This window comes from Chryseobacterium sp. MYb328, from assembly GCF_037572595.1.
Taxonomy (GTDB): Bacteria; Bacteroidota; Bacteroidia; order Flavobacteriales; family Weeksellaceae; genus Chryseobacterium; species Chryseobacterium pennae.
In genome coordinates, this window is sequence record NZ_JBBGZQ010000006.1 from 61,511 (window position 1) to 77,627 (window position 16,117).

The following is a 16,117-nucleotide window of genomic DNA, read 5'->3' on the forward strand; positions in this document are numbered from 1 at the left end:
TATTAATTTGGATGAGAATTTTTTATGAATATGAGAAAAATTTTACTTTTATTTCTATTTGCTGTTACAAGCTTTCATGCACAAAGTATTGAAACCCCGGAAGCATTCAAAAAATGCCGAAAGGAATTCAACAAAAAGATCTGTCTTTCGGATGAAGACCAGGACGATATTCTATTTTATCTGGACAAATGTCCTAAACAAGGAGGTCCTATTGAAAATAACGGTTGCCCATGGCCTGATGCAGACAAAGACGAAGTTCCCGATAAAGATGACCAATGCCCTGCAATAGCTGGCCCAAGAGAAAACCAGGGATGCCCATGGCCTGATATGGATGGTGATGGCGTTCTGGATAAAGATGATGCCTGTCCTGCCATAAAAGGTGTCCAGGAACATAACGGATGTCCCCCTCCAGTCATAAAAGGCTGTAGATAACTATTCAATGGATATAAGAAAAATGGTGTTTTTCCTGGTATTTACAGGAACTTATTTCCAGGCTCAGCATTCTGAAGATCAGGAAGCGCTCAAAAAATGCAGTAAAGAGTTCAATAAAAAAACCTGTCTTTCAGATGAAGACCATGACAATATCTTGTTTTATCTTGATCAATGTCCAAATGAAATAGGCCCTATAGAAAACCATGGTTGTCCATAGCCAGATACAGATAAAGACGGAATATTGGATAAAGATGATGCTTGTCCTACCGTTCCCGGAATTCCCAATCTGAATGGCTGTCCAACCTGGAAATAGCCTTTCAGGAAGAGAGAATAGTATGAAGACAATCACTAAAACAGAATATGCTGAATCATAAACAACATTAAAATTTTCAATCCAAAACAAAATAATATGATACGTTCAATCCTACTAACAGCAGCAATTATTACCTCAGGAACTCTTTTCAGCCAAAATCTTAAAACAGTCTCCTATCAGGATGGTACACAAAAGCTGAATGGCCTAATCACTTCCAATGCAGGTAAAAAACTTCCCGGAGTATTGATTCTACCTGCCTGGAAAGGAATTGATGAAGAAGCTAAAACAGCAGCCATTGAACTTGAAAAGCAGGGATATATTGCTTTTATTGCTGATATTTATGGAGAAGGAAAAATCCCTGCTAACAGTGACGAAGCTGCCAAAAGCTCAGGCTATTACAAAAAGAATTATGCAGAATATCAGAAAAGAATCTCATTGGCATTGGAACAACTGAAAAAGAACGGAGCTATTGCCGATAAAACTGCAGTTATAGGATATTGTTTTGGAGGAACAGGTGCTCTTGAATCCGCAAGAGGAAACCTGCCTGTAGCAGGAGTTGTTTCTATCCACGGAAGCCTGGGAAGAGATCAGAGCAGAAAAAATGAAAAATTAAATACTAAAATACTGGTGGAGAATCCGGCAGATGATAAGAGTGTAACACCTGATGATTACAGCAACCTCATCAAAGAAATGAATGATGGAAATGCAGACTGGCAAATCATTACTTACGCCCATTCCAAACATACTTTCACCGACCCAAAGTCACCGGATTATAATGAAACGATGGCGAAAAGAGCCTGGAATCATACATTGATGTTTTTAAAAGAACTCCTGAAGTAAATTCAATATACCAATGTATCAGCGTAACAATGTACCAATGCTTTGATGTAAAATCACTTATTGGTACATTACTATTTTTAAATCTTTATTTTACTGCTGTTTTGCTTCCAGTTCTACCTCATATTTCTTAGTAGAATATTTTGTAAGAGATCCTGTTGCAGCGTCAATTCCAACTCCTATGGCACCTCCAAAAAGAATATTGAGAAGCGTTACAGCATTAAAATTCTTATCCAGCTTTACTTCCTGATGATTAAAACCTTCTTTTTCAAAAGTTACTGTTTGCTTACTCAATGATCTTGGAATATTTGCAGTACAGGGAGTTACACATTTTTCAACTCCTTTATGAAACACTGTTGCTCCTTCAGGAGTGGAGTTAAAGGAAATTTTGTCATTGGTTCCTGTAAAAATAGTGGCGCAAGACGTAGTGGAAAGCGCGATTCCTAACAATAATACAATTGATAGATTGTTCTTCATATATTTTATTAAAAAGTTAAGTCTGCCGGCTCATTTTTCGGCGTGCGAACTTACAAAATAATTAGTAACAATAGGCATTCACAAGCGATTGTATCCTTATTGAAAGGATAACTCACTGATTATCTAAATATTTTTTTGATTGTTTTGAATCTAAAAATATTGTATTCAGCCTTAAAACAAAAAAACTATCTCAGTTTTGAGACAGTTTTTCTATTTTTTGTATTGTATTACAACTGGAACACCACCAATATTCTTTTGAAGAATCTTTCAGCTTCGTTTTTGCTTTATTCCCACAACCATCACAAATGCATTCATCATTTTCATTTTCTAAAGCGTGATAGCTGCAAGAAAAGCATGTCCAATGGGTTCCCTCAGGCTCTTCATCTATATACCATGTAAAAGAGTTTTCTTTACATTCAGGGCAAATCTGTGTAGCCATCAATACATTAATTTACTCCTTCCTCTTCCCTGTTCACCAATTCCATAGAAAATGCAGGCAGGCAGATAGCAAGATATTCACAAGGTTCTGAAAATGGATTGCTGTAGCGAATTCTCGCTCCTCTTTCAATCAGAATACTGCTTCCTTTTTCAAGGATTACAATTTCCCCATCAATCTCAAATTGTTTCTTTCCTGAAATAATATAAGTAAACTCATCAAATTCGGGAGTCTGATGGGGCTCGCTCCAATCCGGAGGAGCTACCATATGAGCAATGGAAACATTAGCATTTCCTGTAGAATTCCCCCAATGTTCTTCAATCAGTTTTCCGTCTGTAGTAGGCACTACAAAAGGAGATTGCTGAATTTTATATTTTTTCATATCCAAGCTTCTTTTTTGATCTCATATACAAAATTGGTTCTTGTAGGTTCTGCAAAATAAGCCACCTCTTCTTCAGCGATTTTTTTACCACCGAGTCTTTCCAATGCTGTTTGCGAACGAAAATTTTCTTTTCCGATATGAAAATGAACTTTATCTACATATTGGAATATATAATCCAGCATCAGTTTCTTAACTTTAGGGTTAATCCCTCTTCCCCAGGATTTTGTCCCATAGAAAGTATAGCCGATGAAAATATGACTGTCCTTTTCATCAAAGTTGTAATAACGGCTGCTACCCAACACCTCTCCAGTTGCTTTTTCTACAATTTTAAAAGCTCCTTCACTTTCAATGGCTCCTCTGAAAAAGTTTTCAAAAACCTCTCTTTGGTAACGATCCTTATTAGGATGCTGTTCCCATACTTTAGGATCTGATGCCACTTCATATAAAGATTCAAAATCCCCTTGCTGTAAGGGGATTAATTGAAATTCTTCATTCTCTAAAACAGACTGAACAGAAAAATTCATACTTAGCCTTTTTTGTTAGAGTCTGATTCTATTCTCTGGATTTCTTTCAACTTATCAGAAATCTTGATTACCGTATCTAATTTGGCTGGCTTCAATGGAATTTCAGCCTGATTCATATCCCATTTGATCACGAGATTTCCTGAGTTCTCATCTGTTGGATTCAGGGTAATTTCAAACCATTCCTGCTTGTCAGCCAATTTGTTTACCGGCACAGTAACATCTACGACATCCTGTTTAGGATCATAGGTATAAGCACCCCATTGCTGGAAATCTTTATTCAGAATTACTTTCCATTCTTTTTCTGTAGGAACAATGAATAATCCATAAGTTCCTGCCGGAACATTTTTCCCACCAAAATTAACGGTCTGTCCGAATGTAACTTTTGTAGATGAGTTAGCTCCTGCTCTCCAAACCTGCCCATAAGGAACCAGTTCTCCAAAGATCTTACGTCCTTTCACTCCGGGTCTTCCGTAATCCACTGAGATTTTGGACATTGAAAACTGCTGCTCTACCTTCTGACGCGGACTTGCTGCTGGTACAGAATAATCCTGCGCTAAAGCAAATCCTGAAACTGAAATACAAACTGCTATTAATAATTTTTTCACGTGTAAATTTTTGTTTAAAATTACAAAAATCAAAATAAAATAGCTTTCTCTAACCTCAATATTTTTTGTTTTTTCGGGATTCATCAACTGCAATACCCTATAGCAGCCATTCAATCTAACCGTTAAAAATTTTATGTTTTTTAATCGTTTTTCCCTGTCTGAGCATTATGGCATGATAAACAGTTGGCACATCATTCGTCCATTTTTTCAGAATTAAAAGGACGGCAATAATTTCAGCCCTTGTCAGCAATCCAATCCAGAAACAAAGGTTAAACAATAATACCGATTGACATTGTAAAATAACCTGAATAAGTGTTGCAAAAAGCAGTAAAGTCCAGATCTTAGCTCCTATGGAATGGGTAGCAACCTCTTTTTTAAACTTAAAGAAGCTAACGATATAGATCAAACACTCAGCACCTACAAGAATAATAAGTTTATAGATATTTTCACTAAAGAATTCAGGACATTGTATATAAGTAGCAACTCCTGCCGAAATGAAAAAAACCTGATCAACAGTAGAATCCAGACGGCGGATCTTTTGGGTTGAAATATTGAGATGTCTTGCTATAATTCCGTCAAAAATATCCGTTAATAACCCAATTGATAAAAGAACAATTGCAATAACCTGATAATCTTCAACTTTAAAAATGCTTAAAACAATAATAGTAAAACCTATGATAAGTCTTGAAAAAATTAAGATGGCGGGAATTTTTGATTTCATAAAAAAGATACCTCTAATCGTAAAAAGGTACTGATAAAAATTGTTTTTTTAAAAATTTAAAATAGAATAGCTTGCTCCAGCTCCAATAATTTTTGTTTTCTCCAGATTCCGCCACCATAACCCGTTAACTGCCCATTGCTTCCGATAACTCTGTGACAGGGAATCAGAATAGATATTTTATTTAAGCCATTGGCATTCGCTACAGCCCGTACTGATTTAGGATTTCCCAGGATCTCGGCCTGCTCCTGATAACTTCTGGTTCCTCCGTAAGGAATTTGCTGTAAAATCTCCCATACCTGCTTCTGAAAAGCAGTTCCTACAGGAGAAAGAGGAACGGTAAACTCAGTTCGCTTTCCATCAAAATATTCTGAGAGTTCTTGTTCCAGCATTATAAAATGTGGATTTTCACCCTGTACAATATTAGCATTAAAATGTTTTGAAATATTCTTTAATTCTGTTGGAAGGGCTTTTCTGTCAGAAAACTCCAAAAGGCAAATTCCGTGTTCGTCTGCACAGGCAACCATGGTTCCCAGGATGGTTTCCATTCTTTTCAGATCAATGATCTTTTCTCTTTTGTTATGGCTGGGAGATACCCCAAAAATATTTTTAAAACTTTCATTAAATCCACTTAAACTTTCATACCCTGAATCAAAAGCGACTTCGGTAACAGATTCTCCCTGCTGAAGCTTTTTAAATGCCATATTCAGCTTAGACATTCTCTGAAAGGCGTGAAACGTAACTCCATGATGCTTCACAAACCAGCGGCGGACTGTTGCCGGTTCCAATCCTCGTTTTACCAGATCATAATCTTTCAGTTTTAAAGAGGGATCATCAGAAATCTCCTGCAGCAGTTCTTTAATATATAATGGAGTTACATTGAGTGTTTCCAAAGGTTTACAAACCTTACACGGACGATACCCTTTCAACATTGCATCTTTTGTATGGGAAAAAAACTCTACGTTTTCAAACTTTGGTTTGCGGGCTGTACAGGTGGGTCGGCAGAATATTCCGGTTGTTTTTACACCCATCCAGAATATTCCTTCAAAAGAAGAATCCTTACGAAAGGAAGCTTCATACATTATTTTTTCTGTGAGCTTCATAATCAGATGAAAATTGCGGTAAAGCTTTTGGCATTAATAATCGTATGGCTCATCTTTTCCAGTTCCTGGTAAATATATCTGTTTAAAAAACTGCCTGAAGTAATTCTTTTTACACCCCATGTTTTTAAGGTCTCAAAATCCGGAAGATCAGGTAAACTCATTACATTAATGGGTAATAGAGTTGCCTTCACTACTGTTTTAATATCTTCTTCATCAGTGATACCGGGAATAAATATTCCGTCAATATTAAGTTTATCCAGCATTTCAATCCTCTTTAATGTTTCATCCAGAGCGTTTTCCATTCCCAATAAAAAAGGGTCTGTTCTTACATTGATAAAGATCTCCATTCTTCTCTCTTTCAGCATTGACAGAATATTGCTTATTTTTTCAAAAAACACGTTTCTGTTTAAAAGCTGCCTCTCTCCGTCTATAACATAAGAATCTTCCAGATTGATCCCAACCACCCCTATTTCCAACAGTCTGATGATATTGGAAACAATCATTTCGGGAGTACTTCCATATCCTGCTTCCAGGTCTACTGACAAGGGAATGGAAATGGAACTTTTTATTCTTTTAATAATATAAAAATACTCCTCAAAGCTCATTTGCTCTCCATCTTCATATCCTAAGCTTATCGCGATTCCTGAACTTGAAGTAGCCAGGGCTTTGTAGCCAGCTTTTTCTAAAACTCTTGCACTCTGCACATTCCACACGTTACCTAATAATAGAAGCTCCTCTCCCTGATGTAAATTTTTGAAACCGATCATGATATTTTTTATTCAAAAGTAGGGATATTGCCCAGCCGGCTGCAACCGAAAAATAAACAAGTATTTTAGAAGAACAGGGAAAGAAAGCTGGAGGATGGAAGCTGGAAGTTTATTGAAGTGATTAATAACTAAAATTCAATTTATAATTACTGAGGTCTCTCTCATCCATTTAAAACAAAATGGCCTTTTCCAGTTCCAGTAGTTTTTGTTTTCTCCAGATTCCGCCTGCATAGCCTACCAATTCTCCATTGGAGCCAATCACCCGATGACATGGAATTAAAATAGCAATCTTATTGATTCCATTGGCCGTACCTACAGCACGGATCGCCTTTGGATTCCCCAGAAGTTCAGACTGCTGTTTATAGGTCCTGATCTCTCCCATCGGAATTTCACGCAGCAGCTGCCATACTTTTTCCTGAAATTCGGTACCTGTAGTGAATAAGGGAACTTCAAACCGAGATCTGTTTCCGTCGAAGTACTCCTTCAGCTCTCTTTCCAATTGCAGAAAATGAATATGTTCTTTTTCTACGATCTCCGCTTTCAGGTTTTTAGACAATGCTTTAAGCTGCTTTTCGACACTCTTTCTGTCCGTAAACTCTAACAGACAGATTCCCTGATCTATAGCACAGGCGATCATTTCTCCCAATGGAGTCTGTATCATTTTTTGGTGTATGATTTCCATTAGTTTAAAATTACTACTTTTCCGGAATTCACCCCTTATCTTTTATATATTCTTTAAAACGTTTTCTGCCTGAACAATATGTCTGGCATTATGGTAGATGACAAAACGTAAGGTATCCCCCAGCTTTAAGGTGATCAGTTTTGAAATACTGATGGAGGTTTTTGTTTTTCCCAGATCTACAGATCTTGCTTTTTCCAACAGGTCAAGTAATTGTTCCTGCTGTTTTATGAACTCATTTACCACCGCCGTATTCAATTGACTGTGAATAGGGTTCATGGTTTTAAAAGTTTTCATCTTATTCAGTTTCTCCTTTGGAAGCATACTTTTAGCAAAATAATCCCCAAGAATTCCTGGTTTAAAATCTGCTTTTGAATTGGTTTTGGAAGAAGATATTCTTTGGGAGATCTCAGGAATATAAAAGTTTCCGTAGCGGTTGAGATGTTCCAGACATTCCAATACACTCCAGCTGTCGGCAGAAATCCTGAAATTTAGCTCATTTCCCGGTTTTAATAAAAGAGTTCTGGCATAGTGCAAATGTTCTCCGGTTTTGTTTTTTAATTCTTCTAACAATGCTGTGGTTGACATTTTCATTATTGTTTTCCTGCAAATTTCCGGATCGGTTTATTCTTAAATATTGATTGAACTCAAGATTTTTTAAGCCTTGATAAAGTTTCCGGCGACATTCTGAGATAATTGGCTATATATTTATTCGGAACTTCCTGAAATAGCTTCGGGCTTCGCTTTAAGACTCTTTCAAAACGTTCACCCGGAGCATTAATCAGTAAATCTTTTTCTCTCTCCAGCTGTTGCAGTATGAGGTCTTCCAAAACATTCATCCAAAATTTCATATGCTCTTCATCACTTTGGATATAATCATAAAAATCTCGTTTTGAAGCTACTTTAACTGTAGTTTTCTTTATCGCCTGAATATAAAGTTCTGATGGCTTTCCGGAAAGAAAAGAATCTAAGGAGACAATAATGTTTCCGGTATATCCGAAACGAATGATCCTTTCTTCGTTGTCGTCGGTCATAAAGATCCTTACACTTCCTTTTTCGATAAAATAAATCTGGGTATCTGTACTTCCTGAGATCTTCAGAAACTCATTCCGTCTGAAATCCTTATGTTCCCAATGAATCCCGCTTTGAAGCAATTTTTCAACCATCCTATTTTATTATTTGGTGTTCCAAAGATAATGGGTAATTTTAGAGGATTAAACACCGATCACCAATAATGCTCAAAAAAACTTTCTTTTTACTGCTTTTTTCCACCGGATTTCTCGGTATAAAAGCTCAGCAAACTATCCCTTTCCGGATTACCAAGCATAATAACATTATTGTAAAAACCCTTGTCAATAAAAAAGATTCTTTAGATCTGATGTTTCAGATTGCCATGAAGGAGGGGGCTATCTCTCCACAACGGCAACGGAAAGCCGATCACCTTATTTTCAATAATGGGGAAAGTGAACATAATACGGTAGATATTGGCAAAATGAGCTGGAAAGACATCAGGTTTACGGACAATCAATTGACTGGCCACGAGGCAGACGGAAAGATTGGTACAGCTCTTTTTAAAGGAAAAACTTTTAAAATTGATTATGATAATAATCGATTTGAGATCTATGAAAAACTTCCTGATTTAAAAGGATATCAACCTATCCCCGTTATATGGAAACAGGATCTTTTTTATTTTGTTGCGGATAATGTTGTGGATGGAAAAAAGCAACAGGAAGAATATTTTGCACTCCAGTCAGGATATTCGGGAGGAATCTTGTACAGTAATGATTTTGCAGATGAGAAAGAACTCGATAAACATTTAAAAGTTACCGGAGAAAAAACATTGAAAAACTCTCAGGGGCAAAGTGTCATTACAAAACAGGGAATCCTTCCTTTTTTCAAACTGAATAATTTTGTGTTTAAAAACATGCCTGTAGGGTTCTTTTCCGGAGAACTTAAAACTCAGAATATCAGTTATTTTGGAGCAGATATGATGCGCAGATTCATCTGGATTTTTGATGCAGACAGAAAAATGGCATACATTAAGCCAAGTAAATATTATTCTGAGCCTTACTATAAAATAAATTAAACTTAAATATTCAAAACATTCTTAATAATGAAGATTAATACAGCCTTAGTGCTTTTATGCTCACAACTGATGATTGTCAGTTGTAAGAAGGACGATAAAAAACCGATCCAGGATCAGGCAAACATCACAAAAGATTCTGTAAAAACGGTTAAAGCGGAAGAGGAAATAGATTTTAAGAATTTCAATATTTATAACGTTTCTACAGTACAGCGTAAAGATCTTATGGACACTTTTATCTCCGTATCGGATATTTATATTGACAAAAATGCAGTTCCTGCAGATTTTTTAAAAAAACAAAAGGAACTTCCATTTGAAAAGATGAGCTATATTGAACTGGATGGTTCCTACAGAAAAAAAATGCTGGACGGCATTCACGTTACTGAAAATGATTCATTATATCTCTACAACTATGAGGCTAACAAACTGCAAAAAACTCCTGTGAATAAGTTGAAAGCAGTGGCTTACCTCTCACCTTACACTGTAGAAGGAGATGAAATAGATTCAGATTCCTATATGACTGGTTTCCAAATTGAGACAAAAAAAGGAAATGATATCTTTGATAAGTATATGAACGTGATTGCTTATTTTGGAAATAAAAATCCATTCGTAGAAAATCAGATGAAGATGATCAAATGGGAAAAAGCAAGTGCTGATATTCAGAAAAAATATTTCACCGGTTCCACTCTTAAGTATGGAGGTACTTACCTGTATAAGTATGAAAACCTTACGTATTACGTACAGGATCTACTTGAAGAATATGGTACTCAGGAACGTAAACTGGTAGTCATTAACGACCAGAATGAAAAGATATTTGAAAAAACATTTACCATTGAGGATGGTGCAGAATTCAATCCTCTTGAAAAAATGGAAAATTCGGAAACCAATTATTATGCTCAGTGGACAGGCAAACTTTTTAAAGGAAAAGCGCCTGTAGTCTTTAATTTCACAACGCCTTCTTTCGGATGTCCTGTCATTACTTTTTTAAACAAAGAAAAGACCGAATTGAATATTAATTGTGATAACAGACATTAAACCGGAGAACAGATAAAAAAAGAAAGTAACAAAATACTTCAGAAAAACAATTATCTATTATTTCACGAACTGAAAAATGACACCCAGAATTTACTCAATCTGTATTTTCTGAAAGAAAATTTTCAACAATACAACCTAAGGGCAGACCTGTAAATAAACAGGTTTGCTTTTTATTTTTGAAGGAATGTGCGGAATCAAAAAATATTGTACTTTTAATACAACACAAAACACAATTATGAAACAAAATATACTTCTGTTTACGCTCTGTATCTTCATCAACTTACTGGTTGGCAACATCATACTATTCGTTCTGTTTCCGGATTTAATGTTCATTTATAATCTTCTTATTTCCCTGTTTATATTTATCATTTATGGGTTTGTATTTTATAATTTAACCTTAGCACCTAAGAAATATAAAACATGGAAACTTGCCGGAATTTCTGCAGGATTAAGCCTTTCAGCGTTATTAATTGCCTGTATTTTCACTTCAATAGGTAACCGATTACCGTCAGACACCATCGTGACTGCAGGATTAAAAGGAGTTATCCCCATGTTTATTTTTGCCACTGTTCTTGCCTCTCCTTTCTGGGTCCCTTTTGCTTTTTTTAATTTTGGATGTCTTTATTTTATGAAACAGGAGCCTTAAATCTTACAGGGAATTCGCTCAAAATCTGCAAAATTTATTAAAGTAATAAAAAAGGGCATATTGAATCTTTATCAATATACCCAAATTTAATCCTATTTACAGTATGGTTTCAATTACTTAACCTTAGGATAAAGTTTATTTTTCAGGCTCATAAAGTAAGTTTCAGATTCTTTAAAGTCATTGCTTTTCATGAATTTAAGAACCACATTCAGATAAAATTCTGAAGGATGGAACTCTGAACCCATTTTCACCGAGAACTTCTTATAGTCTTCCTCCAGTAAACCAGGATTTTTAGCAAGCTGCTTAACATCTGTTCTGAACCCTTTGAATATGAATTTCAAGGCTTCATAATTTCCGGGATAAGAAACCGTTCCATGCGTCTCACCTGCAAAGAAGTGGTGCTTATAGTTTAAAGTTCCATTCTTTTCTATAATCTCTTTAAACTTTTCAATAGCCTGTGTCATGTCTGAATTCCAGTTTTTCTGCTGTTCTTCATTATCTGCCTGAGAAACGTATAAAAACTTATTGGCTGAAAACTTTTTATTCTTTTCCAGGTAATCTTTTGTTCTGGAAATGGTAACTTCATTATCCCACCATAAACTCGGATCGTTCGCCACATAAGCGTTGAAATATTCCGGATGGGTCAAAAAAGTATTAATTGCAAACAGACCTCCGAATGAATGTCCTACCAAAACAGAATAACCCTGTATTCTATAGTTTTTACTGATGAAAGGTTTCAGTTCTTCCTGCAGAAATTTTACAAAACTTTCACTTCCGCCACTATCAGCAAAAAGGGTTACAGCAGGATTTACCGGACTTTTTTTCTGTGACTTTGTAGGGGTAAGATCTCTTGTACGTTCTGTATTTTTAATCCCGACTACAATACATTCCGGAATATCGGCATAAGGAGTTCTGGCAATAAAATCCGACAACCCTGCATAATATTCAAAGTTGGTTTCACCGTCTAAAAGATAGATAACAGGATACTTTGCTGGATTGATAGCCGTATCGTTATACGTTTTAGGCAGATGGACCCAAATTTCCCGGTTTTCATTTAAAACTTTCGAAAATAAAGTCTGCTTCTCTCCTACTGTAATCTTTTCCTGAGCTTTCCCGAATGTGAAGAATGAAAATACCAATAGATATAAAATTTTAAACCAATTGTTCATGATGTGATTCTTTTCTATGTTGATGAATGTTTTTAATTTCGTTTCCTTTTTTACCGGATTTATTCCTTCTTCCCCACCAGATTAGGAACCCAGTAACCGGAAGGCTGGTACAGATGATTCCGATAATGAAGGTGAAGATTTTCCCAAACATCCCGCCCCAATAGCCGACATGCAGGTCAAAATTCATGTGTTCGATCACTTCATGCATCAGGACTTCTTTCGGGTAATTGATTTCGTCTCCGGTATACTTATTGACTTCTTTGCTCTTCCCGTCAACAATACTTTTTAAACCTATAAATTTGGCCGCTACCACATTGTAAACGGTGGCAGAATCCTTACGCGGCACGCTCATTCTGACTTGGTTTGCGCGTGGAATTTCTTTAAAGCTTCGGTCTATGAAATCACTAAAAGAGAGCGCTTTTTTATCAGGATCATATTTTGGCTCATACTTTTCTGCAATCTTATGGGCATCAGCAACGCCTCCAAAGGCGGCCTGGGTAAGATCTGTCAAAATCTTATACGCCATAACCAATCCGGTAATGGTAATAAATACTGCCGGTAACAGAGAATAAAATCCAAAAACATTATGGAAATCGTAATTCTTTCTGCGCCATTTCGTTCCTGATTTAATCTTAAATGCAGTGGTTCTTGTTGTTTTATTCCATTTTTTTGGCCACCAGAGGATCAATCCACTGATCAGCTGAATGAAAAATATAATAGAAGCCACTCCTACTACCGTTTTCCCGAATTTACCTGCCAATAACTGGGCATGAATATGAGCGACCACATAGAAAAACTCGTAGCTTTTTGTAGAACCCATTACTTTTCCAGTGTATGGATCAAGATAATGATAGGCAAATACGCCTCTTGGTCCTCTTCCTTTGCCTTTAGGTTTTTCTGCTTTTTCAGTATTTTTATCTTTCGGTGGTTTGGTGGCAGAGGCTACACGAAAAGTTCTGTCTGCTTCCCTATAAGTATCAAAATAGAAAGCTTTTCTGTCCGGAACCTGCTGGTGAAATTGAACCAACAGTTCTTCAGGTGACATTTTTTTGGCATGAGCCGGAGCCTGAATGTATTTGGCAGTTCCAGCGCAAAGATCAACGATCTCGTCACAGAAGACGAAAACCGTTCCGGAGAGCGTAACGGTAAGTACAATAATCCCGGAAACGAGTCCAAGCCAGAGATGGAGCCTTCCTGTAATTCTTTTGGTCAGGGATTTCCCCTGCTTTTTCTTGGGGTTAGTTTTTTTATTTTCCATATCTGAGAGGGTTGTCTTTGGATCATTATTGTTGGAGAAGCACAAGGGCGCGAAGATTCTTCAATATGTCTATAAGGTGCAAAGATTTTATCTTCGATAAAACTGTAGGCTGTACTATATTATTTCCCGCTGATTTCACAGATTACGCAGACGTTTGAAAACAGATAGTATACTCTATTTAAGCTTTTGAAAATTGATATATAACGGGCTGTTTCTGCTGGAAATCTCTGATTTTATTTGCGCCATTGCGCTTTTCCAATCAACTTTAAGATTGAGACAAGGTTTTTTGTTTTTAAAAAATATTAGAATTTAAATGCGAAGTTGGCCAGAAATTCTCTCGGTTTTTGTGGCTGTCCGTAGAAATTCCAGTAGGTTTGGTTCAAAGCATTGTTCATTTTCAGACCGATTCTGTATTTTTTCTTATCGTAGAAAACAGTAGCACCTACTGTTGTATAGGCTGGTGCCAGGAAATGGTTTCCGATGTTGATATAGGTTTTATCTACAAAGTTGAATCCGGCTCCGAAACCAAGCCCTTCATAAGCTCCGTCCATGATTTTATAGCTTGTCCATAAGTTTGCAACATGTTTAGGTGCCCATGCTACTCTCTTTCCCGCATCTTTAGTTCTATCATCATAACGGTTATCATTATACCCGTACCCTCCTACAATGTTCCATCCTTTTACCGGATTGATGACAAGATCTATTTCAAATCCCTGATTCTTGATATTACCATCCTGTCTTTTTCCCAAACCTCCCGGATCTTCAATGACTCTATTCTTCACTCTCATGTTATAATAGGAAATAGTGGACAGTAGCTTTTTACCAAACAGATCTAATTTAAATCCGGCTTCAAACTGATTTCCCTGTTCCGGATCCCATTTGGTAAGAATTCCATCCTGATTAGGTCCTGGAGCAATATTCTTAAATCCATTCACATAGTTGGCAAAGAATGAGATTTCATCTTTTTTAATTTCATATACCAAACCAAATTTTGGGGAAAATTGCGTCTGGCTATAGCCATCGGTTCCGGCTACTCCATTTCTTTTAATATCTCCATTTTTGTAATGATCCATTCTTAAACTTGCCATTACAAGAAAATTATCTGTAACATTTAATACATTGGAAACATAGGCACTGTATGTACTGTATTGAGAGATTTCATATTTTGTAGCGGTTCTTGGAAGTTTTTTTACAACGTCACGCGAAATAGGAGTCCAATCTGATTTGTCATTTAATATAACAATATCATTTCCTTTTTCAGTACCGTAATTTTCTCCGAATATTCCATTCAAAGGATAAGGAGCAAATGCAGAGTTTGTATTTTTACCCACTGTAAATACCGGATATTGGTTTTTGCTGGTCTGCTGGAAATAATCCAATCCTACTACCAATCGGTTTCTTAAACCACCAATTTTAAAATCTCCAATAAAGTTCTGCTGAATATTATCTGTTGTAATCTTATAGTTGTCAAAAGGACGGATACTTCTACTTACCCTGTTATTATCCATATAGTTCAATACCAAAAAGACAGACTCTTTCTCGTTGGCTTCTCCTCTTTGGTAGGATGTTCTGGAAGTCCATTGATCATTAAATTTATGGGTAACTTCAGCCATTGTTACAAAATTGGTTCTCTTCGATCCGACATCGTTACTCGTAAACGACCTGCCATGAACAGCTTCAAGATCTTTCATTGAGTGAAGAGTCAATTTTTCAGACTGTCTCACATAGGCATTCAACGTTTTTTCCGGTGCATGAAATTCTGTATCTAAGGTTACAGTAGTCTTATCACTTACCTTATATAAAATACTTCCAGAGAAAAATACTCCTTTATTATATCCTGCATCCTGAAAAGAATCCTGAGAATACCCCGCTACATTAAACCTTGCCAATGCTGTTTTTTCTTTATTTAAAGGAGTATTGACATCTGCTGTAATTCTGTTCATTCCCCAGCTTCCGGTAGTATAATTGATGATTCCACCGAAGTTTTCCTGTGGTTTTTTAGTTACAATATTCACAACCCCGCCATAATTGGCCAAAGTTCCACCAAATAAGGTTCCTGATGGTCCTTTGATTACTTCTACTCTTTCAACATTTGCAATCTCCGACTGTACCCTTGGGTTTTGAATTAACCCGTTTCTGAAACTGGCATTGGAGCTGAACCCTCTCAGGAAAACATCATTCCCACTGTCGTTCACACTATTGCTTACTACTACTCCAGGAACCGAAGCCATCGCCGTATTGAAGTCGGTTGCGCTCATCTCACTGATGATTTCTTTAGGAACAAGATTGTAAACGGTTGGATTTTCAAGATTTTCTAACGGAAGCCTGGCTACGGATTCAGATTTTTTGGTTCTGTAATTATGAGTTCCCTGTAGGGAGACTGACTGGATCTCTGCTACTTTAAGGGTATCACTTTCCTGTGCACTGAGCATGGTGACTGCTAATAATGATGCAGAAATAATAGTTTTTTTCATTTTTATAATTAAGCTTAGTGCCGCAAAAGTACTTTATTTTTATTAATTCTAAATAAAAATATGACACAAATCATAAATTTAAAAACTTGAAAAAGGCCATAAATAAAGGGTTTTCGGTGTTCCGAAAACCCTTTATATCAATTGCAGATGAAATTTACACATTCTATTTTGGCGGAAAT

General features: G+C 36.4%; 19 protein-coding genes and 1 pseudogene. 6 read left to right on the forward strand and 14 right to left on the reverse strand.

All coding sequences use genetic code 11. From position 1 onward, the window contains the following. Positions 1 to 150: 150 nt before the first annotated feature. From WH267_RS08255 to WH267_RS08265, 3 genes and pseudogenes are all read left to right on the forward strand, one after another. Positions 151 to 411, forward strand: a pseudogene (locus WH267_RS08255) (thrombospondin type 3 repeat-containing protein); the annotation flags it as partial. Positions 412 to 439: 28 nt separating this feature from the next. Further along, a complete protein-coding gene (locus WH267_RS08260) occupies positions 440 to 649 on the forward strand; it encodes a hypothetical protein (protein ID WP_340007470.1) in 210 nt (69 codons plus the stop codon). A gap of 192 nt (positions 650 to 841) precedes the next feature. Continuing rightward, positions 842 to 1,585, forward strand: coding sequence for a dienelactone hydrolase family protein (locus WH267_RS08265; protein WP_340007264.1), 744 nt, complete (start codon positions 842 to 844; stop codon positions 1,583 to 1,585). 90 nt (positions 1,586 to 1,675) lie between these two features. On the opposite strand, the gene WH267_RS08270 is transcribed toward WH267_RS08265, so the two are convergent. The 11 genes from WH267_RS08270 to WH267_RS08320 form a co-directional block, all read right to left on the reverse strand. After that, entirely contained in the window at positions 1,676 to 2,059 is a 384-nt protein-coding gene (locus WH267_RS08270; protein ID WP_123319621.1) for a PEGA domain-containing protein, read from the reverse strand. A gap of 190 nt (positions 2,060 to 2,249) precedes the next feature. After that, complete coding sequence (locus WH267_RS08275; RefSeq protein WP_340007269.1) at positions 2,250 to 2,498, reverse strand: hypothetical protein; 249 nt, start codon at positions 2,496 to 2,498, stop codon at positions 2,250 to 2,252. 7 nt (positions 2,499 to 2,505) lie between these two features. Further along, the gene (locus WH267_RS08280; protein WP_115972266.1) at positions 2,506 to 2,877 is read right to left on the reverse strand and encodes a cupin domain-containing protein; all 372 of its coding nucleotides are present in this window, start codon (positions 2,875 to 2,877) and stop codon (positions 2,506 to 2,508) included. Continuing rightward, a complete protein-coding gene (locus tag WH267_RS08285; protein ID WP_340007273.1) occupies positions 2,874 to 3,401 on the reverse strand; it encodes a GNAT family N-acetyltransferase in 528 nt (175 codons plus the stop codon). Before WH267_RS08285 ends, WH267_RS08280 begins: the two co-directional genes overlap by 4 nt. 2 nt (positions 3,402 to 3,403) lie before the next feature. Further along, positions 3,404 to 4,006 carry a DUF2911 domain-containing protein gene (locus WH267_RS08290; RefSeq protein WP_115972335.1) on the reverse strand — a complete coding sequence of 201 codons (603 nt, stop codon included), beginning with the start codon at positions 4,004 to 4,006 and terminating at the stop codon, positions 3,404 to 3,406. A 115-nt stretch (positions 4,007 to 4,121) separates the two neighbouring features. Continuing rightward, entirely contained in the window at positions 4,122 to 4,727 is a 606-nt protein-coding gene (locus tag WH267_RS08295) for a CDP-alcohol phosphatidyltransferase family protein (RefSeq protein ID WP_340007275.1), read from the reverse strand. A gap of 56 nt (positions 4,728 to 4,783) precedes the next feature. Then, positions 4,784 to 5,827: a bifunctional transcriptional activator/DNA repair enzyme AdaA gene (locus WH267_RS08300; RefSeq protein ID WP_340007277.1), complete on the reverse strand. Its 1,044-nt coding sequence runs from the start codon at positions 5,825 to 5,827 to the stop codon at positions 4,784 to 4,786. Between the two features lie 2 nt (positions 5,828 to 5,829). After that, the gene (locus tag WH267_RS08305) at positions 5,830 to 6,594 is read right to left on the reverse strand and encodes an isocitrate lyase/PEP mutase family protein (protein WP_115972269.1); all 765 of its coding nucleotides are present in this window, start codon (positions 6,592 to 6,594) and stop codon (positions 5,830 to 5,832) included. A gap of 169 nt (positions 6,595 to 6,763) precedes the next feature. Beyond that, positions 6,764 to 7,276, reverse strand: a complete 513-nt coding sequence (locus WH267_RS08310; protein ID WP_123319628.1) for a methylated-DNA--[protein]-cysteine S-methyltransferase — start codon at positions 7,274 to 7,276, stop codon at positions 6,764 to 6,766. Positions 7,277 to 7,318: 42 nt separating this feature from the next. Then, complete coding sequence (locus WH267_RS08315) at positions 7,319 to 7,861, reverse strand: DinB family protein (protein WP_340007282.1); 543 nt, start codon at positions 7,859 to 7,861, stop codon at positions 7,319 to 7,321. 59 nt (positions 7,862 to 7,920) lie between these two features. Then, complete coding sequence (locus WH267_RS08320; RefSeq protein ID WP_115972272.1) at positions 7,921 to 8,439, reverse strand: Crp/Fnr family transcriptional regulator; 519 nt, start codon at positions 8,437 to 8,439, stop codon at positions 7,921 to 7,923. A 68-nt stretch (positions 8,440 to 8,507) separates the two neighbouring features. On the opposite strand from WH267_RS08320, the gene WH267_RS08325 reads away from it, so the two are divergent. From WH267_RS08325 to WH267_RS08335, 3 genes are all read left to right on the forward strand, one after another. Then, entirely contained in the window at positions 8,508 to 9,359 is an 852-nt protein-coding gene (locus tag WH267_RS08325; RefSeq protein WP_340007287.1) for a hypothetical protein, read from the forward strand. 27 nt (positions 9,360 to 9,386) lie between these two features. Beyond that, positions 9,387 to 10,391 carry a hypothetical protein gene (locus tag WH267_RS08330; RefSeq protein WP_340007289.1) on the forward strand — a complete coding sequence of 335 codons (1,005 nt, stop codon included), beginning with the start codon at positions 9,387 to 9,389 and terminating at the stop codon, positions 10,389 to 10,391. Between the two features lie 235 nt (positions 10,392 to 10,626). Beyond that, entirely contained in the window at positions 10,627 to 11,037 is a 411-nt protein-coding gene (locus WH267_RS08335) for a hypothetical protein (RefSeq protein ID WP_123947387.1), read from the forward strand. Positions 11,038 to 11,150: 113 nt separating this feature from the next. Here the strand turns inward: WH267_RS08335 and WH267_RS08340 are convergent, their stop codons facing one another. The 3 genes from WH267_RS08340 to WH267_RS08350 form a co-directional block, all read right to left on the reverse strand. Next, the gene (locus WH267_RS08340) at positions 11,151 to 12,206 is read right to left on the reverse strand and encodes an alpha/beta hydrolase (protein ID WP_340007291.1); all 1,056 of its coding nucleotides are present in this window, start codon (positions 12,204 to 12,206) and stop codon (positions 11,151 to 11,153) included. Next, the gene (locus WH267_RS08345) at positions 12,190 to 13,464 is read right to left on the reverse strand and encodes a PepSY-associated TM helix domain-containing protein (protein WP_340007292.1); all 1,275 of its coding nucleotides are present in this window, start codon (positions 13,462 to 13,464) and stop codon (positions 12,190 to 12,192) included. Before WH267_RS08345 ends, WH267_RS08340 begins: the two co-directional genes overlap by 17 nt. Before the next feature lie 302 nt (positions 13,465 to 13,766). Further along, positions 13,767 to 15,938, reverse strand: coding sequence for a TonB-dependent siderophore receptor (locus WH267_RS08350; protein WP_340007294.1), 2,172 nt, complete (start codon positions 15,936 to 15,938; stop codon positions 13,767 to 13,769). Positions 15,939 to 16,117: the final 179 nt, after the last annotated feature.

Coding starts and splice junctions, on each gene's coding strand:
- WH267_RS08260 (WP_340007470.1), top strand. CDS start 440: ATGGATATAAGAAAAATGGTGTTTTTCCTGGTATTTACAGGAACTTAT.
- WH267_RS08265 (WP_340007264.1), top strand. CDS start 842: ATGATACGTTCAATCCTACTAACAGCAGCAATTATTACCTCAGGAACT.
- WH267_RS08270 (WP_123319621.1), bottom strand. CDS start 2,059: ATGAAGAACAATCTATCAATTGTATTATTGTTAGGAATCGCGCTTTCC.
- WH267_RS08275 (WP_340007269.1), bottom strand. CDS start 2,498: ATGGCTACACAGATTTGCCCTGAATGTAAAGAAAACTCTTTTACATGG.
- WH267_RS08280 (WP_115972266.1), bottom strand. CDS start 2,877: ATGAAAAAATATAAAATTCAGCAATCTCCTTTTGTAGTGCCTACTACA.
- WH267_RS08285 (WP_340007273.1), bottom strand. CDS start 3,401: ATGAATTTTTCTGTTCAGTCTGTTTTAGAGAATGAAGAATTTCAATTA.
- WH267_RS08295 (WP_340007275.1), bottom strand. CDS start 4,727: ATGAAATCAAAAATTCCCGCCATCTTAATTTTTTCAAGACTTATCATA.
- WH267_RS08300 (WP_340007277.1), bottom strand. CDS start 5,827: ATGAAGCTCACAGAAAAAATAATGTATGAAGCTTCCTTTCGTAAGGAT.
- WH267_RS08305 (WP_115972269.1), bottom strand. CDS start 6,594: ATGATCGGTTTCAAAAATTTACATCAGGGAGAGGAGCTTCTATTATTA.
- WH267_RS08310 (WP_123319628.1), bottom strand. CDS start 7,276: ATGGAAATCATACACCAAAAAATGATACAGACTCCATTGGGAGAAATG.
- WH267_RS08315 (WP_340007282.1), bottom strand. CDS start 7,861: ATGTCAACCACAGCATTGTTAGAAGAATTAAAAAACAAAACCGGAGAA.
- WH267_RS08320 (WP_115972272.1), bottom strand. CDS start 8,439: ATGGTTGAAAAATTGCTTCAAAGCGGGATTCATTGGGAACATAAGGAT.
- WH267_RS08325 (WP_340007287.1), top strand. CDS start 8,508: ATGCTCAAAAAAACTTTCTTTTTACTGCTTTTTTCCACCGGATTTCTC.
- WH267_RS08330 (WP_340007289.1), top strand. CDS start 9,387: ATGAAGATTAATACAGCCTTAGTGCTTTTATGCTCACAACTGATGATT.
- WH267_RS08335 (WP_123947387.1), top strand. CDS start 10,627: ATGAAACAAAATATACTTCTGTTTACGCTCTGTATCTTCATCAACTTA.
- WH267_RS08340 (WP_340007291.1), bottom strand. CDS start 12,206: ATGAACAATTGGTTTAAAATTTTATATCTATTGGTATTTTCATTCTTC.
- WH267_RS08345 (WP_340007292.1), bottom strand. CDS start 13,464: ATGGAAAATAAAAAAACTAACCCCAAGAAAAAGCAGGGGAAATCCCTG.
- WH267_RS08350 (WP_340007294.1), bottom strand. CDS start 15,938: ATGAAAAAAACTATTATTTCTGCATCATTATTAGCAGTCACCATGCTC.